Genomic DNA, 24077 nt, shown 5'->3' with positions numbered 1-24077 from the left:
GTAGCGGTCGATTTCAGGCGCTTGGCGCTCTAGCGTCGGTGGCTCTTTCGTGCATCATGTGGAAACGAGCCAGACCTTGCAGAGGCAAATCCCGGTATCGGCAAACTTTTAGGAGTCGTGTGAACAGCCTCGTCCGGCCAATGAACGTCTAGCTGCGCGAGGAGGGTTTGCCGAAGAGCACCCAAATAGCGAACACTTCATCGAACTAGGCGTGCGCCGGTCCATTGGGAAAGCGGCATGCTCGGCCGGACGTCTGTCAAAAAGTAGAAGACCCGGTGCATTTCGACAGAACTCACTTGGATTGGCTGCGGCCGCTGTGTAGCTATTGACGCATGAGTTATTCCCGCCTCGGGCTAGTAGCGCAGCTGATCACAATACGGTCGCGTTTGTTGTCGGGCAGCGGCTTGGTGGTCGGCACCTTCTTTTTTGCGGCCGCGCTTAGGCCGACGCTCATTCCCCGGACTGACTTGACGCAGGGTGTGCTCGCTGGCGGGTGCTTCGCCGCAGGGTATGGCCTCGGCGTCGCCCTGCAATGGCTATGGCGCTATCTGCAGATTCCTGAGCTGGCAACCCGTCCCCGGCGGTTAGCGAAGGTTGTGATCATCATCCTTTGCCTCTGCGGGGCCATCGCTTCTCTTTGGGAATCCGCAAATTGGCAAAATTCCATCCGCGCAGCGATGCAGATGCCGCTGGTGGATGGGTCGCATCCATTGAATGTGTGCGCGTTGGCGATAGTAACCTTTGTCTCTGTATTGGCAATTGCACGTCTGCTGAGCATGCTGGTCCAAGTCATTGCCCAGTTTTTCAGGCGATACATACCTCGGCGACTTGCCAACGTAGCAGGCGTGGGCATCGCAGCGGTGCTGGCCTGGTCGGTTGCCAGCAATGTCGTCGTAAGCTCTGTCTTCAGCGCTTTGGACTCGTCCTACGCCAAATATGATGCGCTGTTTGAACCAAAGCGTCTCCAGCCGGCCGAGAGCAGCCGGACCGGAAGTTCGGCATCGTTGGTCAGATGGGACGAACTCGGGCGTGCGGGCCGTGAATTTATTGCTGACGAGGACACTGCCGCGGAAATAAGCACCTTTACCGGCCGGCCAGCGCAAGAAGCGATCCGGGTCTATGTCGGATTGGGTGCCGCCTCGAATCCCGAGGCTCGGGCGAAATTGGCTCTGGAAGAACTAAAGAGGGTCGGCGGCTTCCGAAAATCCACGATGATCATCATTACACCGACGGGCACGGGCTGGGTCGACCCGGCCTCCATGGATGCGGTCGAGTACCTTTGTCGTGGCGATGTCGCGAGCGTCGCAGTCCAGTACTCCTATTTGAGCAGCCCGCTTTCTCTGCTGGCGCAACCGGAATATGGCTCCGAGACAGCTCGTGCCCTCTTTTTGGAGATTTATGGCTATTGGACGACCTTGCCCAAGCAGTCCCGTCCTCGTCTTTATCTGCACGGACTGAGCTTGGGAGCGATGAACTCTGAAAAGTCTGTCGGATTGTTCGAAATCATCGACGATCCGATCAGTGGCGCGCTTTGGAGTGGTCCGCCATTCGACAGCCGAGTCTGGCGATCGGTCAGCGACGCCCGGAACAAAGGAACGCCTCAGTGGCTGCCCGTCTTTCGCGACAGCAGCCTGGTGCGGTTCATGAACCAGAGCGGACAAGCAGTACCTCGAGGCGCTCCCTGGGGTCCGCTCCGGGTCGTCTACCTGCAATATGCAAGCGATCCGATTGTGTTCTTTGATTATCGCGATGCCTACCGGCAACCCAGTTGGATGAATTCACCCAGAGGCCCGGATGTCTCGGCGCAACTCAGCTGGTATCCGATAGTGACAATGCTGCAGCTTGGTCTGGACATGGCTGTCGCAACAACTGCGCCGATCGGTCACGGCCATGTCTATGCGCCTCAGGATTATGTCGAGGGCTGGAGCGCGGTCCTGGGAGTCCAAGATTGGGGACAACAGGATCTCTTCCTGCTCAAGGAGCATCTCGCGGCCAAGATCAGAGCAAAGGTGGATGACAGGGGAGGATAGGTTCCTTGCTCCCCTAGACGGCCAAATGAGCGCAAGGTGGCGATGGGCCAAAAAGGATGCGCCAGTTCGAAGGCCGAGGCGGAGAGAGCGCTGCGCTAGCGACACCTCAATCGCCGACTTCGGTCTTCGGCCGCATGCACATGCACTGCTGCTTTGGAGCCAAATCATCTATACAGTGGCAAGGCGGAGGTGAGATCAATGCTCCATCCGAACCACCGGTACAACAGGCAGAGGCCGTATCCGGCAGCGGCGCTCGCTTATCCCATACTGATCGGGCTCCAAACGCTGGCGGCATCGTTCCTGTTTTGGACGATATTTCCGGTCTTTAAGCGTTTGGTCGCGAGCTTCGGACAAACCTTGGACATTGAGTTGGGAACTCAAGCTGCCGTGGTAGCTGGCACAATCGCGCTGCAAGGCCTCTATTGGGCTAGGCACAACTGGGTCGCGATCCGGGCGCCCTTTGAGAACGCCCTGGTTGGGCACCTCCTCATGTTTGCAAGCCGCGCCAGCTTCTTCTTCGCCGGAGTGCTCTTCTCCGCCTTATTCTTCAGGCACGTTCCTGAGCTCGACGCGTTCCCTCCCCTGGGTCAGGTATTGGCCAAGGGTTTCATCGTGCTCGGCGTGCTTTTCTCCTTGTTTTGCTATTCCCTTGAACTCGAGAGATTGGGCCGAGCGATAGAGCAGGCCGGCTGAGCAAATCGAGGACGTCGGCTCAACCTCGGTTGCGTCTGCTTCCACAAGCCGCGAACGGAAGTTGTTGCGGTTGCCACGGCACCGGTTTTCTACAACGGCTGCACTGATTTGACATTGCCGTCCGTGTCGACAAGGCAACTGGTTTTCTTGCCCCCGGCGTCGAGGTCGACCTGAAAGGTCTTCGAGTCGATCTGGCTTGAGCTGACCGGCAGGATCTTGTCCGCCTTAAGGTTGCCGGATTTCGCAGCGGCGTTGGCGCAGAGAAGTTGCAGGTCGGCAGGGGCAGTCTTTGCCGCTGTACGCGACATTTGCTCCGGCGGTGGCGGAGCCGGCGTGCTGACGCAGGCAACCGGAAAGGCCGCCCCCAACAAAACTACGGCAACCGCAGACCGATGTCCCAGAACCGCCCGAATCTTTAGTGTCGACATGGGATCCCCTCCTCAAATTTGTTCGGCGTCACACACCTTTGTAGAGTGCCGCGCCCTGCATCAGGACGATGACCTTGGCCCCCACGCTCACCCGTGATGCCAAGTCGATAATGTCCTTGTTGTTCATACGGAGGCAGCCGGAAGAGACGTCGAGACCAATCGTCCATGGTTCAGGCGTGCCATGGATGCGATATATCGTGTCGTGGTCTCCCTCGTAGAGGTATAGGGCCCTGGCTCCCAGCGGGTTATCAGGACCGCCAGGCATGCCCGACGCGAACGGAACAGCCTTTGGGTCGCGAGCGACCATTTCTGCGGGTGGTGTCCAGGTCGGCCATTCCGATATCCGGCCAATACGAACGATTCCTGCCCAGCCAAATCCCTCCCTGCCGACACCAATGCCATAGCGCATCGCTGTCTGGTCGGGCTGCACCAGGTAGAGGAAATGCTGGTTCCCATCGATGATGATCGTGCCAGGCACCTCGGCGGTGCGGAACTTCACCGTCTGCATGCGGAAAGCCTCGGGCACCTCCTTATGCGCTGCAAAATATTTGAGGGCCTTCTTGCGGTCATAGTCGACCCATTTGTGGGTGATTGGATCGAAGACTTGTGTGGCTGCGCCCGGGGGAGCCGAAATTGCAAGTTGTAACGGAGCGACGGCCATCATAACCGCGATCGCGGCTATACCGGGTAGCCGCCCAATAGCCGGGAGGCTTATCTGCCAGGCATCCGCGCCGAGGTATGAAGCTTTCCGTATTGTCGAGCTTCGCTTCATTTGCTTGCCCATCCATGTACCCGCTCAGCATGCGCAGCCACCCATTTCGTGGCGAAGTCGAACGGAGCCTGGCGCTCAACCTGGAGCGCGTAGCTCATCTCGGTAATTTCATTCTCCTTGAAGTCGATCCGCTCCAGGAACTTGACCACCTCTGGATGGCTTTGGCGAAGGCTTGTTGCGTAACCGACGCGGAAGTGAGCGGCATTCCAGCCGACAGCCGCGCTGGATTTCACCAACCATTGCGGATCCTCCGAAGGCAGCACGATCTTCCACTTGCCGGGATCGTACGGCGGCTCTGTCAGCCGAACGATATCGTGAAGCTTGAAGATGTAATGTGGGGCATAGCAGGCAAATACAATCGGACGGTCCGTGGCTTCCGCCGCATCCACAGCAGCCATCGCGACGTCCTCCGGCGTTTCCAGCAATGCCATGGTCTTGGCATAGCCATAGCTGTTGGCCCTGATCCGCTCTATGGCGGTCGACGCCCATGTTTCCGCACCGATCCACAGTTCGCCTTGACCGTCCCCGTCCGTGTCGAGCACCACTGTCTTTTTCGGGTCGTTCAAGTCCGAGATGTCCCGAATATCGTATTTCTCGGCGGTGACGCGGGTCTCACAGAGTCCTTGCCAGGCCTGCACGCCGACAGGACTCATGGAGACAGTGCGCGCTTTGGTGACGTACTTGTCGACGAGGCTGTCGAGATTGGGCGACCAGATCTCGGGATGTATGTCCACATCGCCGGAGTTCAGCCCGGCAAATGCAATCATCGAGCCCAGTTCTCGAACCTCTGTGTCGATCCCAAATTCCTTTTTCAAGCCGACCTTCAAAATGTTCGCGGTCGCCTGCCCCGACGGCCAGTTAGGCATGGCGATGACCAGATCTCGGGCATGTACCGAAAAAGAACTGACAGCCAGTGCGAAGACGGACAAAAAGGTCTTCTTGAACAGGCATCGTACATTCGACATCGGCGTTTCCTTAGGGTTCCACTGTGCCAGAGAGTCGCGCATCGACGCCCCCAACGATCCGGTCGGCCACACTCAACTGCTGATCGGTAATGGGCTGTCCAGTAGCCAATTGCCGTCCGATAAGCTGGATGACCTCAGGGCTTTCGGCGAACTTGCCATGGTTCAGGCGGTCGGAAGTCTTGACGTGGCTGAGGTCGACCACATCGATCTTCTCAGTCTCCAGGAAATGCTTGTATGGCTCGACGGTTGGGTCGATGGTGCCGAGGCGGGCTGTGCTTCCCCAAAGCCATCGTGAGGCTTTCAGGGCCTTGTCGTCGTTCGAGACGAAGAGCGTCAGGCGCGGGCGCCGAGGACCCATGGAATCCAACTGGGTGCGGAAGACATCCACATCCACATCTGGAGACGCAAGCATGACGTTCTTGATCTTTGGGGAAATCCCGCCCTTACGAATTCCCATCTGACGGAGCGCCTCGAGGGTGACCCAATTTCCCATCGAATGGGCCAAAATGGAGACCTCGGATACCGCCGAGTCCTGCACTAAATAATTGAGCGTCGCCTCGAGGCCATCCCGGCTGTAGTTGGCACTTTCGCGATCGTAAGCGTAGGCGAGGAGCTTTCCGCGGGAAGGCCAAGTGAAGAGCACGGGCACATCTTTCGCGCCGGAGTCATGAACGATCTGCGCGAACCTGAATACGGCATCGTCAAAGCGACTATTGTAGCCATGGACGAAAACCAGAACTTTCCGGGACGGCCCCCTGCCCAAGCGTTCATGAAAGTCCGCGATGACCGCATCCCGCTTCAACAGGGTTGCGCGGATCGTCGAAAATTCACGCTTGGGATCGGCAGGTATGGACTTTGGCCATTCCACCTCTCCGACCTTGCGCGCCTTGTCAGGTGGAATGGAAATTGAGATGTCGGCGAAGGCTGGATCACCGCGCTCGCCTCCGAACATTTCTCCAGGAACGCTGGATGGGCGTCGGGTGGTCGCAACCAGCATTTCAACCTGCGATGCGCCTGACACGGTATTCGGCCCCTCGGCAATAAAGACGTTTTCGGGCCGCTGCGCGCATGACGTCAATCCGATCAGGGCAAAAGCCAGGCAGAGGCGTGCGGCTCTACTCAACACCTCGAACGCCCCTCACGCCCCCCGGCAAAATGTCAGTACCTTGCGACCAGCACTGCCGAACGGCGGTTGCTTCACCGCACCGACAAACTCGATCAATGGACGGTTACCTGGACGTATCGACCGCCAGAACTCTGATAGTAGCGCGAGCCACACTGATGATAGCCGAGGCCGTTGTAATGGACCACACGACAGCCCGGCGGCAGCGCTGCCACAAAGATTGCTGTCCGGCGGATCGTACGACGCGCGGTGCGGCGCGCCACGCCGTGAGCGGTGACCGGGATATGGCGATGATGATGACGCTCGATCACTCGCGCTTCTGCTTGCGAAATAGCATTGCCACGAGGCAGTTGGCTCAGATCATCGCGAATGAGAAATCCGGCAGCGAATGCAATCACGGCACAGAGAACTTTCGTGAACCGACCGTGTCGCATTTGCGTTCCTCCTGGTGATGGTTCCAACCAAGTCCTGCCGGCGAAAGACGCGCCGTGCCAGGAAGCGAGATATCTATTCGCCGTTTGCAACTAAACGCAGCCCGATCCGCCGCGCTATTGTCCTTGAGGGCAAGCGACTGCCGAGAGCGCAAATGCGATCCGACTGCAGCTCCGGAAGCAGCCCTACCATCCTGGTGATCGGGCTGATGTTTCCGCCTACAACTGCGCCATTCAAGGCATTCTCGCCCTCGCCGGGCGAGACCGGAATGTCAAACAGCGGCATGCCTTACTTTGTTCGTCATCACTTGGAGACCGGCCTTGGTCAAAACCAAAGCCGGTCTTTCGTAGGCTCCGTAGTTAGCCAGCCGGCTGCTTATGATGCTGGCGATGCATCGGAACGTGATGGTGATGATGGTGATGGTAGTGATGATAGTGGTGATGATGACGGTGATGCATCGACGTGACGGCTGCCTGATGATGATGCTTGCGGTGCATGTTTGTCGTCTGCGCATCAGCGCTGCTGACGCCGAAAGCAAGTGCGGCTGCAATGCCGAAAGCTGAGAGGAGAGACATTTTCACGTATCGTTTCCTTTCCCTATTGAAGCGGATCGAAGACCCGACTACTGCGGAAGCGAGTATGATCTTTGATTTTTTCGACGGTGTTTCTGCATTGTAGAATTTTGTTTCTGGATTGTGTCTGCCCTCCTCGTCAAAGTGGCCGGATTTAAAAGTCAGGTCGAAAGGAACGCTGGCGAAATCCTTCACATCCGTCGCAGGACAATGGCGAGGCTAGACCTCGTCCAATTCGTTGCCCATTGGTCTTGAGGGCAACGAACGCCCGCACCCTCGGCCAAGCACGAGCCCGGACGGCGGCTACTTATGGTTGATGCTGAAGTCCGGGCGGCCAAGGGAGTTGGGCCGACGCCGGACCGAGCCCTCTGCAGCAGGTCGGAAGAGCTCTGGGCCGGGTTGACGACCGGCTGCTTGCCCTTTCCAAACAAAAAAACCCGCCGTCAAACAAGACGGCGGGTTCCAAACGATCCACAAGACACTATGGCTGCGCCAATCGCTTGAGAGAGTCAAGATAGGCGACTGATCGGTAGTGTCTCAGTTTGAAATTTAGCCTTGCGATTTTCGCCGAACAGGCAGACCTTCCAACACGTCGTTTGGGGGGACAATGCCAAGCGCTTTGCCGGTTATGGCTGAGGTGGCAGGAGCTGCTGCGGCTCTCGCAGCGTTTATCCTTGTTTTTCTCGGTGGGATATTCGCAAGTTCTGAGTCCTATCAGAAGACTGAGCGCAAGAGCGTTTTGTCTCGTTACCAGCGGCGCGCACGGCTTGGGTTCATAGGATTTTCGCTTGCACTGGTGGCAACCTTATTGGCCCTTGTGGCAAAATGGCTTGGCTGAATGCATTTCGCTCCTCGCCCTTGTGCTCCTATTCGTTACGCTGATTTGGGTAATGTTCGCGATCCTCTCTGATATCAGGGACGGGTAGTCTCTCAGTTTGAAATTTAGCCTCACGCTTGTCGCCGCCCTGCCCAGACTCCTATATGATTAGCGGAAAGCACTGGAGATGCGGAAGTCATGAAACGCCGATACAGCGCAATGGCAGTCATTGATGGTATCGGATATCTGGAAGACGCGATGAAGGAAGTTTCAGACCGCGGTGGCCGCATAATCAATGTCATTTGGACCCCGGGGCGGGACAATGCCGAGGGTAATCGAGTGTTGGCTGGATATGTCATCGTTTGCGAATTTGAGAAGGGATATGCCTAACAAGGCGCTTGGTGCGAGGGCGCCGAGAACATGACGCCGAGCTGCGCGAAGAGATTGCACGGCGCGCCGCCCAAAAATGGGGCAAACTTTGGAGGCCTCCTACTGACTGATTATTTTCGTTGAAGCTGCAGGACGCCAGCCGTGTCTTCGGGACTACTTCCCTGCCCCTCCTCTATCGATCGGCCCGTTGCAACGAGGACGAAGACGGCGAGAAGGGCGGACAATAGCGAGGCCACGAGCACCGCCAGACGAACTTGCGCGAGGAGCGTCTCATCGTCAAAGGCAAGCGTGCCTATGAACAGACTCATCGTAAAGCCGACACCTGTCAGAGCCGATATGCCGTACAATTTGCTTGTTGTCGCCCCTTCGGGTAACGCCGCGAAGCCCAGCTTTATAGCAAGATAGGACAGGCCAAACACGCCAACCTGTTTGCCGATGAATAGCCCCAAAATAATGCCAATTGGGACCGGGGCTGCTACATGTGCAAACCCTAGGCCCGCTAACGAGACTCCCGCGTTGGCGAAGGCAAAGATTGGCACAATCGCATAGCTCACCCATGGCTTCAGCGCGTGTTCAGTCTTCTCGAGCACGCTTTCGCCGTCATGTTTGGTGAGTGGCATCGCGAGACCAACCGCGACGCCTGCCAATGTGGCGTGCACTCCGGATTTCAGGACGCACACCCAGGTGACAAGACCGACCAGAAGGTAGAGAGAAGGCTTGCGCACGTCGGCGAAATTCATAAGGACGAGGGCTGCCAGTCCCAATCCTGCCAGGAAGAGAGCCACTAGGGACAACTGAGCGCTGTAGAAAATCGCGATGACAATGATCGCCATGAGGTCGTCGATGATGGCAAGTGCGAGTAGGAAAGTCTTCAGGGACGAGGGTACACTCCGGCCCAACATTGCGCAGATACCCAACGCGAAGGCGATATCGGTCGCGGCCGGAATCGCCCAGCCGCGCAAGGAATACGGATCACTCCAGTTCGCCATTGCGTAGAGGGCGGCCGGAACGAAAAAACCGCCGAGAGCGGCGAAGATCGGCAGGGTAGCCTTCCGCGCGCTGGAAAGGGCGCCTTCGACGGCCTCGCGTTTTATCTCAAGCGCGACGAAGAGGAAGAACACGGCCATAAGTCCGTCATTGACCCAGTGCTCGACACTCTTGCTAAGGCCGATCCCGCCGATGGTCGCTTCTGCCTTCAATTGAAGCGCGGCGAAGTACTGAGGCCCCAATGGAGAGTTCGCGACCACGAGAGCCGCCACGGTCGCCAGGCCGAGAACCATACCCCCGTACAGTTCCGTATTTTCGGGCTGGTGGGATACACCCGGCAATGATCGCCCTGAAGCCATTTGTCTCTCGACGGTCGGATGACTGTTTACTTGCCACGTCCAGGGGCGACGGAACCGTGATCTGGCTGCGGGCCAAACGGCAACGTCACACCCCACCAATTTCTTATCCCAACCGGGAGGTGCTGTCGCCTATTCGGCAGTGCCCCTTGGTGCAGGTTGTCATGTCATCCCAAAGGGTGCACGAAGGATAGAAGTATGTTCCCGGGTATCGCCCCCAGGAACGTGGGAGCCGCCACATGGATACCGCTGCGACGGACACACCATCGATTGCTGCAACGGACATTCGAGCCGCTTCCGAAATGGACGCTCCTCCGGCGACGACAAATTCCTCGCGGCGGGTGGCGCTCGTCGTCGTTCTCTTGACCATTGCACTGTTTGCGCTTTCGATCGCAATGGAGCGGCTAACCCCGTATTCGGCACAAGCCACGGTTCAGGCCTATGTGGTTAGAATGGCGCCGGAAGTTGCTGGCCGTGTGATCGAGGTCGGCGTTTCTGACAACGCGCGCGTCACTCAGGGGCAGACCCTATTTCGGATTGATCCGCAACCATACGAACTGGCTGTCGCGGAGGCATCGGCGCGGCTTGAGCGCATCGGTCAATCGATCGGCGCTTCGACCGCCGCAGTGGATTCCGCCCAGGCTCGCGTGGTCAAGGCAGAGGCGGATCGCGACAACGTGCGGGCCCAGTTCCAGCGCACCAAGACGCTCGTCGATCGCGGCATCAGCCCTCGCGCCAAACTGGATGATGCCAAACGCGCAGTCGACGTTGCCGAGGCGACTGTAACGGGAGCCGAGGCAGATCTCAGCAAAGCTCAAGAAGAACTTGGACCGCAAGGGGCTGACAATCCGCAGCTCAAGGAGGCTTTGGCAACAGCCGAGCGGGCGCGGCTCAATCTCGCCCATACAACCGTAGTGGCGCCCTCCAACGGCGTCATCAGCAACCTACAGCTTTCTGTTGGGCAGATCGTGGGCGTCGGCCAGTCGGCCTTAACATTCATTGATTCAGGCACGATTTGGGTGACTGCTGCGGTCAAAGAGAACAGTCTCGAATATCTGGAGCCTGGCGATGAGGCGGAAGTCGTACTGGACTCCCTGCCCGGCATGGTTTTCGCCACGCGCGTCGAGAGCGTCGGCTGGGGCGTCGGTCAGGGTGGCGTCGACCTCGCGACTGGCTTGCCGAATATCCGCAACCAGAGTGGCTGGGTTCGGGATTCACAGCGCTTTCCGGTCCGCCTAGTGTTCACGGATGGGCCGCCGCGCGGCGTTCGCTTCGGATCGCAAGTCAATGTCATGATCTATGCAAGCGACAATTCAGCGATGAACGCTGTGGCCTATTTGTGGATTCGGATTGTATCCGTTCTGACCTATCTGAGTTGAGACGCAAATGCACGCCGACCGGTTGAAGCGACAGGGCTTGCGCATCGGCTTCGCGGTAGCGGGCGGTATGACGGCAGCAGTGGCGAGCGGCTCCGTAATGCCTTTTCTTGGCCCACTGTTCGCGGCGCAGTTCCTGGTCTCAAGCCCGAAACCTCTCGCCCTGCGGCAGGCCATCGGCTTGGTCATCATCATATTCCTGGTCGGTCAGGCGATGGTCTTGCTCACCGGCCTTACCGGTGACCGGCCAGTGGTTTTGCTGGCATTGCTGGGCCTTATCTATTTTGGCTGTTTTTTGCTCCTGGCAAGAGGCAAGGGCGGGCCAGTCGGATTCCTCATCATTGTCATTGCTATAATGGTGCCGATGCTGGGCCTGCTCCATAAGGATTTGGGCGAGAGCATTGTGGGACTCTTGTTGAAGGGCGTCCTCTCAGGCGTCGCTCTGACATGGCTGACCCATCTGGTCTTCCCCGATTCCAGGCCGGACACATTGGAGCCGCCTGTCGTGCCTCTGCTTGAAGGTGCCGAGTGGCGAGCGCTCGCCAACGCCGCCATTCTAGTGATGATGGTTGCGGTTTGCCTTGTCAGCGACCTGTTCTCCTCGGCGATTGTGGTGCCGATCACCGTGGCCTCCGTCCTCAACCAGATCGACCTTGCTAATAGCAGGCGCGCCGCGTTCGGATTGATGATCGTTAATTTGCTCGGCGGCATCGCCGCTTCGACAGCATTCCTGTTTCTCGAGATTAGGCCGACGCTGATCTTCCTGTTCCTCATCGTGCTGATTGTCGGGCTTTTGTTCGGGGGTCGCGCAGCCGACCGCCAGTCAGGGAAGATCTATGCAGGCGCCTTGACGATCTTCATCATCTTGTTCGGGCTTGGCGTGTCACCACTGCCTACCTCAGCCGGCGATTCCTTCGCCACCCGTATCGGGCAGGTACTGTTCGCCATCGCGTGCACTGCGTGCCTGACAGCATTGCTCTGGCCCGCAGCGCGGGCTCGGCGCAAAGACTCCCCTCTCGACATAGACGCCGCGGGCGATATCGTTTCGTTCGACTGAATAGCCTCTACGACGGCTTGTTCCGCGCCCGCCTCATGCCGGTGCGGGACTTCGCCTTCAAGGGAGTGAGGCCCGGAGCATTCCCTGCCGGTGGTCCGCCCGGCCTTAGCTCTGTTCCATCGTAGATGTCTTCATTGGGAAGATAGTGCTCGTGCCAAACAGCGTTGAGAACGCCGAAGCCGGAGGCAAAGGCGACGCCGAGGATCCAGGTAAAATACCACATGACGTCCTCAATAGAGATTGGCGGAATTTTCCTCGATCATACTCGCAGTGACGGTTCCGCCCAGCACCCGATATACGAACGCCGTGTAGGCGAGGACGATCGGGAGCAGGATCAGTGTCGCCACCAGCATAACAAACAGCGTCAAGCGACTGGAAGAAGCATCCCAGACGCTCAGACTCGCATTCGGGTCGATATTCGACGGCATGAGAAATGGAAACATGCTCACAGCGGCGGTCGAGATGATCCCGAGTATGCCGAGAGCGCTGGCGGCGAAGGCTAGTCCGCGATGCTCCTTTGCACTCAGGAGCGATGCCAGCAAAGGCCCCAGGAGCCCCAGGGTCGGCGCGAAGATCATCCAATGATGGTCGCCATAATTGGACAGCCATTGCCCGGGCTGGCGAATGACGGTCTTCATCAAGGGATTTGATGGCCCCTCGGTGGTGATGGCGCTCGTGATCAGGTAGCCATCGATACCGCGCCAGACAACAAGCCCTGCCACAGCAAATAGGGCGGCTGTTGCTAGGGCACCGAGCTTTGCCACGTTGCTGGCGCGAGCCTGCACGACGCTGTCGGTCTTGAGAGTGAGATAGATCGCGCCGTGCATAACGAACATCGCCGCTGAGACGAGGCCACACAACAGGCCAAAAGGATTGAGCAGCTCGAACAGTCCGCTGCCTTCGTAGGCAATACGCAAGTCACTGTCGATCCGAAAGGGAACACCTTGCAGCAGGTTGCCGAACGCTACACCGAACACGACACTTGGCACCAAGCCTCCGACGAACAATGCGAAATCCCAAAACGTGCGCCAGAGCGGATCTACCACCTTGTTGCGGAACTGGAAGCCGACGGGACGCAAGATCAGCGTGGCGAGGACGAGAAACATCGCGATGTAAAAGCCAGAGAAGGAGGCTGCATAGACTGGCGGCCAAGCCGCGAAAACCGCACCGGCGCCCAGCAGCAACCACACCTGATTGCCGTGCCAGAAGGGCCCGATCGTGTTGATCGTGATGCGCCGCTCGATATCGTTCTTCGCTACGTGCGGCAGCAGCATCGCCACTCCAAGATCGAAGCCATCCGTGACCGCGAAGCCGATCAGCAGGACGCCGAGAAGCAGCCACCAGATGACACGAAGCGTCTCGTAGCCAAGCGGAAGCTCCATGATCCTATCCTCATTCGGCCGGTGTGAGCGAGGGCATCGTACGAGACTGCCTGGGGCCTAGAACTTCAATCGGCCCCTTCCGAACGTATTTGCGCAGCAAGACGACGTCGACGAAAAGAAGCAGTGAATAGAACAGAACGAAACCTGTTAGGCTGAACAGGATTTGCGTAGACGATACCGAGGAGACGGCAAGAAATGTCGGCAAAACCCCGTCGATAGCCCAAGGTTGACGACCATATTCCGCGACCACCCAACCGAGTTCCGCCGCAATCCATGGCAGCGGCAGGGACCAGAGCATCAGGCGCAGCAACCATGGGCGCGAAAAATTCCGGTTCGCCGCGTCCCAGAAAACGAATGCGAATAACGCGATGAAGTAGAGACCAAGTCCCACCATCACACGGAAACTCCAGAAGAGTGCGGCGACGGGCGGAACGGTGTCAGCGGCGGCCCTGGCAATGGTTGCGGAATCGGCTGTACGCGGGTCCGCGACGTAGCGCTTCAGGAGCAATGCATACCCTAGATCCTGCGCATGCTCTCGAAGCAGGGCTGTCGCTTGGCTGTCGTCCCTGTTGGCCTTGAACCGCTGCAGTGCATCATAAGCAATCAGCCCACTGCGTATTCGCTCTTCCTCCCGCACGATCAGATCGTCGATCCCAGGCAGCTGTGTATTGAACGAACGCGTTGCCATGATGCCGAGCAGCCACGGGATCTTGATGCTGTACTTGACCTCCCGCTCGGCGGCGTTGGGGATCCCGAAGATTATCAAGCCGGCGGGCGCCGGTTCCGTTTTCCACATGCCTTCGAGGGCCGCGAGTTTCATCTTCTGGTTATCGCCGAGAGAATAGCCGCTCTCGTCACCCATGACGACCACACAAAGTGCGGTTGCCAGCCCGAACGCTGATGCCACGATGATCGATCGCTTTGCGAATGCATGGAAGCGGCCGGAGAGCAGATAGTACGCGGATATGGAAATGACGAACATCGACCCGGTGACGTAACCCGCGGCCACCGTATGGACAAACTTTGCCTGCGCGACAGGATTGAAGACGAGGTCCCAGAAGGAGGTGAGTTCCATCCGCATGGTTTCAGGATTGAACACCGCGCCAACCGGGTATTGCATCCAGCCGTTGGCGATCAGGATCCATAGAGCGGAGAGGTTTGCGCCAAGCGCGACCAGCCATGTCACCAGAAGATGACCGAGTTTGGGTAACTTATCCCAGCCGAAGAAGAACAGGCCGACCAGGGTACCCTCGAGAAAGAAGGCCATGAGGCCCTCGATCGCGAGTGGTGCGCCGAATATGTCGCCGACATAGTGGGAGAAATACGCCCAATTGGTGCCGAACTGAAATTCCATGGTGATGCCGGTGGCGACACCCATGGCGAAATTGATGCCGAACAGTTTGCCCCAGAACTTCGTCATGTCGCGCCAGATTTCCCGGCCAGTCATGACGTATGCGCTCTCCATGATGGCAAGGAGAAACGAGAGGCCCAGCGTCAGCGGGACGAAGAGAAAGTGATAGAGAGCGGTGACGGCGAATTGCAGTCGCGCAAGGCTGACAGGATCAAATTCGAGCATTGGCCTTGTCCATTTCCTGTCCCGGCACGGGCTGTTGGGGACCTAGCAAACGCTCGATCGCCGATGCATCGACGAGAGGCTTCGCGCTGTCAGGAAACAAGAAAGCCTTCATACACAGGATGCCGACCAGCTTGATGGTCAAAACCAAGACGATGGACCTAGCCATCGGACTTCGCGGCCTTGCGACCGAGACAAACGTTGCCACGGGTGAGAGATTGGAACTCAACAAACTGCCCTTCCGCACCATATCGATGGAGAACCCAGTTGGTTCATACAACGCTCCCATTGTTCGGACTGACAGCTCGCCCGACGGCCCTTGAGTGATCGGTGACCATGCACTGCTCCGACGAATGCCGTGACGAGGATAGGCGGGCGCATCTGCTAAGCTTCGCCTTAGAAGACCAGCCCACCATTCGGACTGATGATCTGACCCACACAGTAAGTCTCGTCCGAGGCAAGATGCACGGCCAGAGCCGCATACTCCTCTGGCTTTCCCAACCGGCCGGCGGGCATTATCTGCCACAATGTATTTCTTTGCACGTCAGTTAGGCCCGAAAGGTATCCTTCGAAGTCGTCGGTATGAATACCTCCCGGAGCAATGCAATTCACAAAAATTCCAGCGCCAGCAACGTCTTGCGCTACAGTTTTTGTAAAAGAAACGACGGCAGCCTTGCTCGCACTATATCCGGGACTGTGGCCGCTCATTACGGAGATGCCGCCAGTGGACGCGATATTTACGATGCGTCCGTATTTCGCTGGTTCCATTATTTTCAAGGCCTCACGCGTGCAGTAGAACACGCCATGCACGTTAACTCCCCACCATCGAAGCCAGTCATCGTCGGTTAGGCTGCTGGTGATGCCGATGGACTGCCGCGGTATAGGAGTCGTCATGTAAGCATAGTGCCGATTACGTCGGTCTGTATCTGCAGGCTTTGTGGGGATGAGCGCGGCATTGTTCACCAGAATGTCCAACGTGCCGTAGCGGTCGATGACTTTTGAGAATGTTTCGCGGACACTTTCCACGTCAGACACATCGCAGCGAAGGCCAAGCGCTTGCGCTCCCGTGGCCTCGATGTCCTTGGCGCTCTGGATGACACCCTCCTCGTTGATGTCGCATACGGCAATCTTCGCCCCTTCCCGGGCCATGGCCACCGCGATCGCTTTGCCCAGGCCCTTCGGTGCGGCCGTGCCTGTAATCAGCGCTACCTTGTCTTTGAGTTTCATAGATTGGCTCCCCCGGTCGCGGCGTATGACACCCGCGCAGTGCGTACGAAGAGCGCGCGGACCTTGTCCCAAAAGCCGCCGCCCAATACGAAAATGCTGACAACCATCATGATGTCGCCAAACGCGCGAAATTCGATCCTGTCCGGTCTCAGGCCCGGCCAGAGGTGGTCGAGGTACGGCGCCAGCCACCCCGTGATGATCGGCACGCAGAACATGAGGAGCCCGATATAGTGACGCAACGGACTGACGATTTCGTCCGCTGGCAGCTTTGGCAGATATGCACCGAGAGATTGCTTGAGTTCCTGGAAACCCGCTTTGCCCATGACGGCAACGATCAACACCATCAGGACTTTGTTGAAGACGAAGATGGCACCGGTTATAGCCGCGATCTTTCCTGCTTCCATTCCAGAAAAGGCGGTGACAGGAATCATCAGCGCCAGAAAGATCAACAATCCGAACAGGGCGACACCACACTTGAAGCGCCACCCTCGTGAGTCTGGATCCGTCGCGAGTTGTTCTTGATAGGTCATGGCAAGTTCCCTTCGAACGATTTGATCATGCCTTTAGTCGCGTGCGCCAAGAACCGGTAACGGACAGCCTAATGGCCATGGCGATGAACATGCGGTGCGGTCACCTGCACGTAGTGGCTGGGAACCCGTCGGAAATAGACGGATCCGCAATGATAGTAGTGGGCGCCGTTGATATGCAGGCTCTTGCATCCTCGCGGAAGCGTGCGCACTGAGAGGGCGGCTGCCTGGGTCTCAGGCAGAAACTTGCCCCGCATCAACTCGGCCGTGTTGTCGTTGACCAATTCCGGCACAAGAAACGCAAGAGCGACCGAAATGTACGTCATGAGTCTGACCATCGTCGTATCCTCTACCGCATTCTCTTGGAAACGATGGCCCACGCCGTTGCAGCGGTCTCTTCAATGCAACTTGTTAGCCGCATGCCGAACGGTCGAAGGTTCCCTCTGCCCCGCTTGATGATCGATGCTGCCCACCTATCCATATCGGTTCGTATCGACTCTGACGCGCAACATGTCCTTCAACAATTGTCCTTGAGGGCAATGGCGTTGCGGGCGTAACCGAAAACCTACCCGGAATTCGCTACGGCCCTTTCAATCGCGTCAAAAAACAGGCGTGCCGAGAACGGTTTGTGGAGGTAAGCCGTGCAGCCGGCCTCGACTGCCAGCAAGTGCGTGGCCTCGTTGTCGAACGCCGTCATGAATATGATCGGGATCTTCGATCCTGAGTCTGCCAGTTGGCGTTGGAGTTCGAAACCATTCATTGCTCCCAGCTGTATGTCGAGAACCAGACATGCTACACGGCTTGCAGCTGAACTGGACAGGAATGCTTCAGCGGAAGCGAAGACCTCCGAAGCAATTCCCTGGGCGCTCAACAAGCGTTGTATACCCTTCAACAAACTGGGATCATCGTCGACAACGGCCACGATCAACGGCTTTGCTTGCACCCACCCGTTCCTTGAAGCGCGCGCCGCGAGGGACGAGAGTTCGGCGGCAGATGTATTACCCATCAAACCTTAAGGCCCGGTCAGCCGCTCCGATATTGTACCTGGGGGCCGAATTTGACTGAGACCTCTGCTGCACGTGTGCAGGTCGGCTATAGCATCATGGGTGCGAACTTCTGCTTCAAGTCAGGCGTGAACCAGTCGCCAGAACCAACGGTAATGCCGGCGGCAGCCAAGGTGCCGGCGGACGCAACCAACTCTGCAACCGATCGGACCTGAAGCTTGAACATGACTTCATGGCGATGCGCCTTCACGGTACGCACCGAAGTGCGCATCTCAAACGCAATCTGTTTGTTGAGCTTGCCGCGAATGACCAGCGCGAAGACCGCCTTTTCCCTGGGCGTCAAAGTATCGACAAGTCGCCGTAACGCGCCGAGTTTATCATGATGCTCCTGTTCCGCCTCGCATCGCCGAAGCGCCCGCCGGATGGCTGCCACAAGCGGTTCTTTTGAGATAGGCTTTAGCAGGAAGTCCTCTGCGCCTGCCTTGGTTGCCCGCACACTCATCGGAATGTCACCGTGGGCGGTCAAAAAGAGTATCGGGAGCATGCATCCTCCCTTTGCAATCCGATCTTGAAGTTCCAGCCCGTCCAGACCAGGCATTTCGACGTCAAGCAGAATGCAGCCCCGTGCATCCCTAGGCAGCCGCTCCAAAAATTGTGTCCCCGACTCGTAAAGAGCGGCCTCCAGCCCGAAGGCTTGAAGCAGACGGCCGACAGCAGTGCGGAAGTACGCGTCGTCATCGACAACATGGATGACGGCCGGTGGCCGGGCGGCTACCCCGGTGGTGCGGTGGCCAACGGAAGGGTTAAGCGAAACATCGCTCCCCCCTCCTGCAAATTCTCGGCCCATATCTTCCCTCCATGATTTTCCACGATCGCGCGGGCGATGGACAGTCCCAGGCCCGTCCCCTCTTTTTTGGTCGTGAAGAATGGCTCGAAAATAAGTTCCAGTCTGTCAGCCGGAATGCCGATGCCGGAATCCGCGACGGAGATTTCAGCTGTGTGTGCGTCGACGCGGGTTGTCAGGATTGTAAGTGTTGACGCGCGAAAAGGAGATCCGCCGATTGCTTCCACGCCGTTCAGAGCCAGATTCAAGACGACTTGCTGCAGCTGAATTGGATCAGCACGGACTGTCAACGGACCCACCTCCCAGGCGACACTCAACACAACAGCTTTGGCCGTCGCGTAGGGCCCGAGAATTTCGCGCACCACGTGCACAGTTTCGTTCAAGTCGATGTCATGAAATCCAATATCATTCTTTTTGAGGAACCGCCGCATATGGCTGATCACGTCCGCTGCACGCTTATCGTCCCGGCGAATGTCGGAAAGGATTTCTTTGACCTGATCCAGATCAGGTTGGCTTGCCTCGAGGAGTATCCCCGCAGCCTCGGCGTTGGCCATGATCGCAGCCAAGGGTTGGTTCAGTTCGTGCGAAATTGCAGCAGATAGCATCGCAGCGTCAGCACTGCGGTTCAAGTCAGCGACCTCAAGCAGGTGAACGCGCATTTCGCCTAGCGCCTGCCGTCGTTCCTGGATGTCGACGCAGGAGCCGATATACCCCTGAAACGTACCCTGCCGATCGTAGCGGGGAATTCCGGTATCGTCGATCCAGCGGTAGACGCCGTCATATCGCTGGAGGCGATACTCCATTCGGAATTCTTTCCGATCATCGAAGTGGCTGGTGTAGATATGCAGGCAACGACCTAAGTCGTCTTGGTGCACTCCTTCCGTCCAACCGATCCCTAGCTCCTGCTCAATACTGCGGCCTGTGAATGTGAGCCAGGGACGGTTGAACCAACTGCAGAGCCTGTCTTGGCCGGACACCCAGATCATGACCGGTGCCGTGTTCATCACTTCGCAGAATCGTGCGTCGAGGCCTCCCGGCAGCTCGGCGACAATCCTATTGGACGAGCGATCATACATGCCGAGGACCTAATTAACTGAGGTCTAATAATAAAGGCGAAAAATGACGGCCGCAATACTGCCGTTCATAATACCGGACAGGCTCCAACGCGGATGGTAGAAGTATATAGAATTTTAACTGGTAATACTGGGAAATAAAGCATAAGTCCCCGCCGGCCGGGGCCAGCGGGGTCTTTGTCAGGGCACAAAGGTGGGACCTCGTCGCCCAGATGATCCGGGGGTGGATCGTGTGCAGCCTATCGGATTCACAGGAGCACAATGTACACGATTGCGTGAACGTTGGTCGCACGACGAATGCAGAGCGCCGGCTTCGGCGCCAAGACGGCGGCGCTGGCGTCCCCAAAACTAGCGAGGCGCGTGAGCTTCTGCGGTCCGGAGTAGAACATTTAAGTTCGGAAGCTGACGTCCTGTCTCGGAGGGTCATCTCCCCGGCTTGTGGATCTGGCCCCAACTCGAAACCAGCACGATCGCCGTACCCCGGAGGGGGGTTCTCACCGTCACATATCAACCGTGACATCCTGCTGAAAGCACTCAGAGGGGATGGTGGTCGCGTTGCGGCCCGCATGCAGCCGTCCCCCAGCGAGGCTGAATCTCAAGACAGGCCACAGCGAAAACGAATTGCCCACTTCATCGTTCGCCGGCCGCCGCACGGCATGAGTAACCATCTCACCGCGAAGGTTCCGCTAGCTAGCAGACGATTTCGACAACGGCGCTGTATTGGCGGTAGCGCTCTACCGAGTCGAACCCCCAGAAAAACTTCGATCAAGTTTGCACCACTGCACATGGGGTACCCAGCGTCCCTCATGTACCCGCGCAATTCGACCGAAGTCGCTATGCAGAAGGTACGAAATTTCTGCGACACCCAGTCGGAATACGGAACGGACCGCAACTACCCGCGCTTTGCGAATTGCCCGAAACGAAACTGCATTGCTGCGAACATCAGTCGCCGCAGCGCCTTAAAGCCACCGACGACCCGGTCATCTCTCATCGAATCGTCCCTCTAGCATCGTCCACAGGCCGGCTAGATCCGCGCTGTGAAAGGAAACCCTGATCTCCTCGGTGAGTGGTCGTGCAGCGATCAACTGTTCCGCGAGGTCGCCAGAGACACCCTGCTCCGCAAGCACCTGCCTAGCCTGCCCTGTCGGCAGCGTGTTGAACCAGCGATAACCAGATGTGAGACGCGCGGCGGGGTCGACCTTGCCCCACAATCTCACCCGCGAGATGCCGCCATCGGGGTAGGCGTCGAGCCGGATGTAGGAAACTCGCTCCCTCGTTTGCGCCACGCGAAAAACATGGCGCGTGTCCGGCTGCAGAGGCCGGCGGGAAAGCAACGGCCGCCAGCCATCGTCGCCGCCGGGCAGCGCCTCTCCCGCACCGGAGAGCGCCACCTCGGCGGAGGCGTTGTATTTGAAATGCGCTGTGTCGATCTCGACCAGCCTGACATGCCCCGGCAGCGCCAAACGTATGACGGCATGGTCGTTGCCGTCGTCGCGACGGCGGCGCGTTTCCCAACCGTCGCCCATGTTGCGTGCCTTGTCGGGGCGGTTAAGCATCGCGGCCGAGGTGTAGAAACCGTCGCTGCTCGTCACCACCTGGCCGCCATGGTCCTGGTTGGCAAGGTCGACGGTAAGCCCGTCGAAGACACGCGGGTCCGGCACCACATGGCCGTAGACGCGCAGCCTGGCGATGCCGCCGTCCGGAAAGGCGGAGATACGCACATGGGTGAAGCGGCGGCGGTCGGAGACGTCGAAGCGGTTGTGCGCGTCGCCCTTGACCGGCGAGCGCGGCACGATCTCGATCCATTCGGTGTCGGCCGACTGCAACGCCTTCGGGCTTGGATAGCCCTCGACGCCGCAGGCCTCAATGCGGCACGTGGTCGGGAAATTGCCGGTGAAGAAGGACGTATCGACATCGATCCCGGTGATGATGCCGGCCGCACCCAGCCTGATCAGCGCCCAATCGTGGCCGGGCTCGCGCCGCCGCTTCGTCTCCCAGCCGTCGACGATCTCGCCGCGCGGTCCGTAATTGCCCGGGACGAAAGCCGAGGGCGTCGGCGTGAGCAGGCTCTCCTTCTCACCGAAGGATTCGTCGCTCGCGGCGAGCACGCTGCCGCCCAGCCAGCGCGAGGCAAGATCGACCTCCGCAACAAAATCCTCCTTCAGCTCGGGCATGGCGTAGGCGTCATGCGCCGAGCCTTTCTCGATCATGTTCATCGCCGGCCTCCCGCGCGCAGCGCCAGCCCCGACGAACGCGGTCTCAACCCCAACGCCTCCGACAGGGGCCAGCCGTCGATGCGCTTCGCATCCGGCTTCGCATAGGTCGAGACCTTGCTGGTCTTGAGCCCAAGGCCGACGACTGCCTCGGCGAGCCGCACAGCGGCGGCCACACCATCGACTACGGGCACGCCAAGCTCGGTGGTGATCGCTTCCTCCAAGCCGGCCATGCCGGCGCAGCCAAGACAGATCACCTCGGCATGGTCCTGCGCGACCGCCTTGCGCGCCTCCTCGACAATGGAACGCATGGCGCCGGCGGGATCCTGATCGACCTCCAGCGTGGTCATGCCGTTGGCGCGCACCGAGGCGCAGCGGTCGGCAAGGCCGGAGAGCCGCAGCCTATCCTCGATCGGCGGCACCGAACGCTGCAAGGTGGTGACAACCGAATAGCTGCGGCCGATCATCATCGCCATATGGGCGGAGGCCTCGCAGATCTCGATCACCGGCTGCTCGATCAGTTCCTGCAGCCCATCGCGACCATGCTCGCCGAAGCCGGCCATGACCACGGCATCGAACGGTTCGTCATAGGCAAGCACGCGGTCCATGACGGCGACGGCAGAAATATAGCTCTCGAAGTTGCAGTCCACCGCTTCGGGCCCGAAGAAGGGCGTCAGCGTGACGATGTCGGTGCCGGCGGACGCGGCGGTCTTGGCGGCCGCGTCGATGACATCGGACATTGACTGGCTGGTGTTGACGTTGACGACAAGGATCTTCATCTCAGGCACTCCTTCTCAATTGCTGCATCCGGCTTGTTCCTCCGGCCTGCGCTTTTCTGGCGATCAGTTCGCCCATCGGGCGGCCGAAGAGGTCGATGCGCTGGCCGCGCAGGAAGGTTTCCTGCACTACGCCGCTCAGTGTCCTGCCGGCATAGGGGGTGATCGGATGGCGGTGATGGAGGCTGGCCGCATCGACGACGAATTCGGCATCGGGTGAAAACAGTGTGAAGTCGGCGTCGCAACCGGTCGCGATGCGGCCCTTATGCGGAAGGCCTGCGAGCGCGGCGGGACGCTCGGCCATCCAGCGAACGACGTCGGCCAGCGAATGGCCGCGCTTGCGCGCCTCGCTCCAGGTCACCGGCAGGCCGAGCTGCAGCGAGGAGATGCCGCCCCAGGCGGCGCCGAAATCGCCAGAGGCCAGTTCCTTCATCTCAGGCGTGCAGGGCGAATGGTCCGAGACGATCATGCTGATCGTGCCCTCCCCGACGCCGCTCCAGAGCCTCTCACGGTTGACGGCTTCGCGCACCGGCGGGCCGACCTTGGCCGCGGTCTCGCCGTCGCCGACCTCCTCCGCGCAGAGCGCGAGGTAGTGCGGGCAGGTCTCGACGCTGAGCCTGACACCATCAGCGATTGCGGAAGCGATCATCGGGAGCGCGTCCGCGCTGGAGAGATGCAGGATATGCGCGCGCGCGCCACTGGCGCGGGCCGCTTCGATCACCTCGGCGATCGCCAGGTTTTCGACGCCTTTGGGGCGCGAGGCGAGGTAGTCGGCATAGTGGCGGGTGTGGCCCTCCGGCATCGCGGCGATTACGTCGGCGCTCTCGGCGTGGACGATGAAGAGCGAGCCCAGGCCGGCGACGACGTCCATCACCTTGCGCATATGCCCGGGCGTGATGCCCGGGAAATCATCAGTGCCAGTATCGCAGAGGAAAGACTTGAAGCCGAGCACGCCGGCCTCATGCAGCCTCGGCAGGTCGTCGAGGTTCGACGGGATGGCGCCGCCCCAGAAGCCGACATCGACATGGCACTGACCGTCGGCGGCCTCACGTTTGGCGGCAAATGCCTCGAGCGTCACGGTGGTCGGCACGCTGTCCAGCGGCATGTCGACCAGCGTGGTGACGCCGCCGGCCGCCGCCGCGCGGGTCGCGGTCAGAAAGCCTTCCCATCCGGTGTTGCCGGGTTCGCAAATATGGACGTGGCTATCTACGAGACCGGGCAAAAGCACCGTGTCGGCATCTAGGGTGACGGTTTCGCGGGCGTTGGCCGGAGCGTCAAGCGCGGCGAGACGGACGATCTTGCCGCCGATGACGCCGACCGACACGGCACGCTCGCCTTCGGGAAGGATGGCGCGTGGGGCGCGGATGAGGAGATCGAGGGATGTCATGGCAATTCCTCCCCGTGCGGCCTGCCGCAACGGACGCTGGAGCTTGGATCCCTGTCCGGAAGCTGACTACAGC

General features: G+C 59.1%; 25 protein-coding genes. 7 read left to right on the top strand and 18 right to left on the bottom strand.

All coding sequences use genetic code 11. The annotated features are described in order from the left end of the window. The first annotated feature begins 332 nt into the window (after positions 1 to 332). On the top strand, positions 333 to 2030 hold the full coding sequence (locus FJ974_RS17670) for an alpha/beta hydrolase (protein WP_140534909.1): 1698 nt from the start codon (positions 333 to 335) through the stop codon (positions 2028 to 2030). A 198-nt stretch (positions 2031 to 2228) separates the two neighbouring features. Then, on the top strand, positions 2229 to 2723 hold the full coding sequence (locus tag FJ974_RS17665) for a hypothetical protein (protein ID WP_140534912.1): 495 nt from the start codon (positions 2229 to 2231) through the stop codon (positions 2721 to 2723). Positions 2724 to 2812: 89 nt separating this feature from the next. On the opposite strand, the gene FJ974_RS17660 is transcribed toward FJ974_RS17665, so the two are convergent. The 4 genes from FJ974_RS17660 to FJ974_RS17645 all read right to left on the bottom strand — a co-directional run bounded on the left by FJ974_RS17660 (position 2813) and on the right by FJ974_RS17645 (position 6011). Then, positions 2813 to 3151 carry a hypothetical protein gene (locus FJ974_RS17660; protein ID WP_226891283.1) on the bottom strand — a complete coding sequence of 113 codons (339 nt, stop codon included), beginning with the start codon at positions 3149 to 3151 and terminating at the stop codon, positions 2813 to 2815. A gap of 28 nt (positions 3152 to 3179) precedes the next feature. Continuing rightward, positions 3180 to 3815, bottom strand: coding sequence for a L,D-transpeptidase (locus FJ974_RS17655; RefSeq protein ID WP_140534915.1), 636 nt, complete (start codon positions 3813 to 3815; stop codon positions 3180 to 3182). Positions 3816 to 3919: 104 nt separating this feature from the next. After that, positions 3920 to 4888 (bottom strand): glycine betaine ABC transporter substrate-binding protein, encoded by a 969-nt coding sequence (locus FJ974_RS17650; RefSeq protein ID WP_140535014.1) that lies wholly within the window; start codon positions 4886 to 4888, stop codon positions 3920 to 3922. Between the two features lie 10 nt (positions 4889 to 4898). Beyond that, the gene (locus FJ974_RS17645) at positions 4899 to 6011 is read right to left on the bottom strand and encodes an alpha/beta hydrolase (protein ID WP_140534917.1); all 1113 of its coding nucleotides are present in this window, start codon (positions 6009 to 6011) and stop codon (positions 4899 to 4901) included. Between the two features lie 179 nt (positions 6012 to 6190). Here FJ974_RS17645 and FJ974_RS17640 point away from each other — a divergent pair, with 179 nt between their 5' ends. From FJ974_RS17640 to FJ974_RS17630, 3 genes are all read left to right on the top strand, one after another. After that, positions 6191 to 6463 (top strand): hypothetical protein, encoded by a 273-nt coding sequence (locus tag FJ974_RS17640; protein WP_140534920.1) that lies wholly within the window; start codon positions 6191 to 6193, stop codon positions 6461 to 6463. 357 nt (positions 6464 to 6820) lie between these two features. Further along, a complete protein-coding gene (locus tag FJ974_RS17635) occupies positions 6821 to 7006 on the top strand; it encodes a hypothetical protein (protein WP_140534924.1) in 186 nt (61 codons plus the stop codon). A 1024-nt stretch (positions 7007 to 8030) separates the two neighbouring features. Further along, on the top strand, positions 8031 to 8222 hold the full coding sequence (locus FJ974_RS17630; RefSeq protein WP_140534927.1) for a hypothetical protein: 192 nt from the start codon (positions 8031 to 8033) through the stop codon (positions 8220 to 8222). A 110-nt stretch (positions 8223 to 8332) separates the two neighbouring features. On the opposite strand, the gene nhaA is transcribed toward FJ974_RS17630, so the two are convergent. Beyond that, a complete protein-coding gene (gene nhaA, locus FJ974_RS17625) occupies positions 8333 to 9502 on the bottom strand; it encodes a Na+/H+ antiporter NhaA (RefSeq protein WP_264296748.1) in 1170 nt (389 codons plus the stop codon). A gap of 365 nt (positions 9503 to 9867) precedes the next feature. Between nhaA and FJ974_RS17620 the strand changes: the two genes are divergently transcribed. Then, positions 9868 to 10944 carry an HlyD family secretion protein gene (locus tag FJ974_RS17620; RefSeq protein ID WP_413468359.1) on the top strand — a complete coding sequence of 359 codons (1077 nt, stop codon included), beginning with the start codon at positions 9868 to 9870 and terminating at the stop codon, positions 10942 to 10944. Positions 10945 to 10951: 7 nt separating this feature from the next. Next, positions 10952 to 11998 (top strand): DUF2955 domain-containing protein, encoded by a 1047-nt coding sequence (locus FJ974_RS17615; RefSeq protein ID WP_140534933.1) that lies wholly within the window; start codon positions 10952 to 10954, stop codon positions 11996 to 11998. 7 nt (positions 11999 to 12005) lie between these two features. Here the strand turns inward: FJ974_RS17615 and cydX are convergent, their stop codons facing one another. The 13 genes from cydX to allB all read right to left on the bottom strand — a co-directional run bounded on the left by cydX (position 12006) and on the right by allB (position 24004). Next, positions 12006 to 12221, bottom strand: coding sequence for a cytochrome bd-I oxidase subunit CydX (gene cydX, locus FJ974_RS30415; protein WP_140534936.1), 216 nt, complete (start codon positions 12219 to 12221; stop codon positions 12006 to 12008). Between the two features lie 7 nt (positions 12222 to 12228). Next, positions 12229 to 13380, bottom strand: a complete 1152-nt coding sequence (gene cydB, locus FJ974_RS17605; RefSeq protein WP_140534940.1) for a cytochrome d ubiquinol oxidase subunit II — start codon at positions 13378 to 13380, stop codon at positions 12229 to 12231. 10 nt (positions 13381 to 13390) lie between these two features. Further along, on the bottom strand, positions 13391 to 14956 hold the full coding sequence (locus tag FJ974_RS17600) for a cytochrome ubiquinol oxidase subunit I (protein WP_140534943.1): 1566 nt from the start codon (positions 14954 to 14956) through the stop codon (positions 13391 to 13393). After that, on the bottom strand, positions 14943 to 15122 hold the full coding sequence (locus FJ974_RS17595) for a hypothetical protein (RefSeq protein WP_140534946.1): 180 nt from the start codon (positions 15120 to 15122) through the stop codon (positions 14943 to 14945). Before FJ974_RS17595 ends, FJ974_RS17600 begins: the two co-directional genes overlap by 14 nt. Positions 15123 to 15349: 227 nt before the next feature. Continuing rightward, the gene (locus FJ974_RS17590) at positions 15350 to 16180 is read right to left on the bottom strand and encodes an SDR family NAD(P)-dependent oxidoreductase (RefSeq protein WP_140534948.1); all 831 of its coding nucleotides are present in this window, start codon (positions 16178 to 16180) and stop codon (positions 15350 to 15352) included. Next, the gene (locus tag FJ974_RS17585) at positions 16177 to 16710 is read right to left on the bottom strand and encodes a transporter suffix domain-containing protein (protein WP_140534951.1); all 534 of its coding nucleotides are present in this window, start codon (positions 16708 to 16710) and stop codon (positions 16177 to 16179) included. Before FJ974_RS17585 ends, FJ974_RS17590 begins: the two co-directional genes overlap by 4 nt. Before the next feature lie 68 nt (positions 16711 to 16778). Further along, on the bottom strand, positions 16779 to 17045 hold the full coding sequence (locus FJ974_RS17580; RefSeq protein WP_140534953.1) for a hypothetical protein: 267 nt from the start codon (positions 17043 to 17045) through the stop codon (positions 16779 to 16781). A gap of 227 nt (positions 17046 to 17272) precedes the next feature. Then, the gene (locus FJ974_RS17575) at positions 17273 to 17650 is read right to left on the bottom strand and encodes a response regulator transcription factor (RefSeq protein ID WP_226891282.1); all 378 of its coding nucleotides are present in this window, start codon (positions 17648 to 17650) and stop codon (positions 17273 to 17275) included. Positions 17651 to 17799: 149 nt separating this feature from the next. Further along, the gene (locus FJ974_RS17570) at positions 17800 to 18462 is read right to left on the bottom strand and encodes a response regulator transcription factor (RefSeq protein WP_226891628.1); all 663 of its coding nucleotides are present in this window, start codon (positions 18460 to 18462) and stop codon (positions 17800 to 17802) included. 20 nt (positions 18463 to 18482) lie between these two features. After that, complete coding sequence (locus tag FJ974_RS17565) at positions 18483 to 19631, bottom strand: PAS domain-containing sensor histidine kinase (RefSeq protein WP_140534962.1); 1149 nt, start codon at positions 19629 to 19631, stop codon at positions 18483 to 18485. 977 nt (positions 19632 to 20608) lie between these two features. After that, a complete protein-coding gene (alc, locus tag FJ974_RS17560; RefSeq protein ID WP_210240712.1) occupies positions 20609 to 21844 on the bottom strand; it encodes an allantoicase in 1236 nt (411 codons plus the stop codon). After that, complete coding sequence (locus FJ974_RS17555) at positions 21841 to 22620, bottom strand: aspartate/glutamate racemase family protein (RefSeq protein WP_140534965.1); 780 nt, start codon at positions 22618 to 22620, stop codon at positions 21841 to 21843. Before FJ974_RS17555 ends, alc begins: the two co-directional genes overlap by 4 nt. A gap of 1 nt (position 22621) precedes the next feature. Continuing rightward, complete coding sequence (gene allB / locus FJ974_RS17550; RefSeq protein WP_140534968.1) at positions 22622 to 24004, bottom strand: allantoinase AllB; 1383 nt, start codon at positions 24002 to 24004, stop codon at positions 22622 to 22624. Positions 24005 to 24077 lie beyond the last annotated feature (73 nt).

Origin of the sequence: Mesorhizobium sp. B1-1-8, from assembly GCF_006442795.2 — a bacterium.
Classification (GTDB): domain Bacteria; phylum Pseudomonadota; class Alphaproteobacteria; order Rhizobiales; family Rhizobiaceae; genus Mesorhizobium.
Note: the sequence above shows the minus strand (reverse complement) of the source record. Positions and strands in the feature narration are given on the sequence as shown.

Bases quoted from the DNA above. Each gene is read 5' to 3' on its own strand.
- FJ974_RS17565 (WP_140534962.1), bottom strand. From the start codon at position 19,631: ATGTATGATCGCTCGTCCAATAGGATTGTCGCCGAGCTGCCGGGAGGC.
- FJ974_RS17590 (WP_140534948.1), bottom strand. From the start codon at position 16,180: ATGAAACTCAAAGACAAGGTAGCGCTGATTACAGGCACGGCCGCACCG.
- FJ974_RS17660 (WP_226891283.1), bottom strand. From the start codon at position 3,151: ATGTCGACACTAAAGATTCGGGCGGTTCTGGGACATCGGTCTGCGGTT.
- FJ974_RS17650 (WP_140535014.1), bottom strand. From the start codon at position 4,888: ATGTCGAATGTACGATGCCTGTTCAAGAAGACCTTTTTGTCCGTCTTC.
- FJ974_RS17630 (WP_140534927.1), top strand. From the start codon at position 8,031: ATGAAACGCCGATACAGCGCAATGGCAGTCATTGATGGTATCGGATAT.
- cydB (WP_140534940.1), bottom strand. From the start codon at position 13,380: ATGGAGCTTCCGCTTGGCTACGAGACGCTTCGTGTCATCTGGTGGCTG.
- FJ974_RS17580 (WP_140534953.1), bottom strand. From the start codon at position 17,045: ATGGTCAGACTCATGACGTACATTTCGGTCGCTCTTGCGTTTCTTGTG.
- FJ974_RS17635 (WP_140534924.1), top strand. From the start codon at position 6,821: ATGATGCTGGCGATGCATCGGAACGTGATGGTGATGATGGTGATGGTA.
- FJ974_RS17620 (WP_413468359.1), top strand. From the start codon at position 9,868: ATGGACGCTCCTCCGGCGACGACAAATTCCTCGCGGCGGGTGGCGCTC.
- nhaA (WP_264296748.1), bottom strand. From the start codon at position 9,502: ATGGTTCTCGGCCTGGCGACCGTGGCGGCTCTCGTGGTCGCGAACTCT.
- alc (WP_210240712.1), bottom strand. From the start codon at position 21,844: ATGAACATGATCGAGAAAGGCTCGGCGCATGACGCCTACGCCATGCCC.
- FJ974_RS17600 (WP_140534943.1), bottom strand. From the start codon at position 14,956: ATGCTCGAATTTGATCCTGTCAGCCTTGCGCGACTGCAATTCGCCGTC.
- allB (WP_140534968.1), bottom strand. From the start codon at position 24,004: ATGACATCCCTCGATCTCCTCATCCGCGCCCCACGCGCCATCCTTCCC.
- FJ974_RS17640 (WP_140534920.1), top strand. From the start codon at position 6,191: ATGGACCACACGACAGCCCGGCGGCAGCGCTGCCACAAAGATTGCTGT.
- FJ974_RS17555 (WP_140534965.1), bottom strand. From the start codon at position 22,620: ATGAAGATCCTTGTCGTCAACGTCAACACCAGCCAGTCAATGTCCGAT.
- FJ974_RS17670 (WP_140534909.1), top strand. From the start codon at position 333: ATGAGTTATTCCCGCCTCGGGCTAGTAGCGCAGCTGATCACAATACGG.
- FJ974_RS17615 (WP_140534933.1), top strand. From the start codon at position 10,952: ATGCACGCCGACCGGTTGAAGCGACAGGGCTTGCGCATCGGCTTCGCG.
- FJ974_RS17585 (WP_140534951.1), bottom strand. From the start codon at position 16,710: ATGACCTATCAAGAACAACTCGCGACGGATCCAGACTCACGAGGGTGG.
- FJ974_RS17595 (WP_140534946.1), bottom strand. From the start codon at position 15,122: ATGGCTAGGTCCATCGTCTTGGTTTTGACCATCAAGCTGGTCGGCATC.
- cydX (WP_140534936.1), bottom strand. From the start codon at position 12,221: ATGTGGTATTTTACCTGGATCCTCGGCGTCGCCTTTGCCTCCGGCTTC.
- FJ974_RS17665 (WP_140534912.1), top strand. From the start codon at position 2,229: ATGCTCCATCCGAACCACCGGTACAACAGGCAGAGGCCGTATCCGGCA.
- FJ974_RS17655 (WP_140534915.1), bottom strand. From the start codon at position 3,815: ATGATGGCCGTCGCTCCGTTACAACTTGCAATTTCGGCTCCCCCGGGC.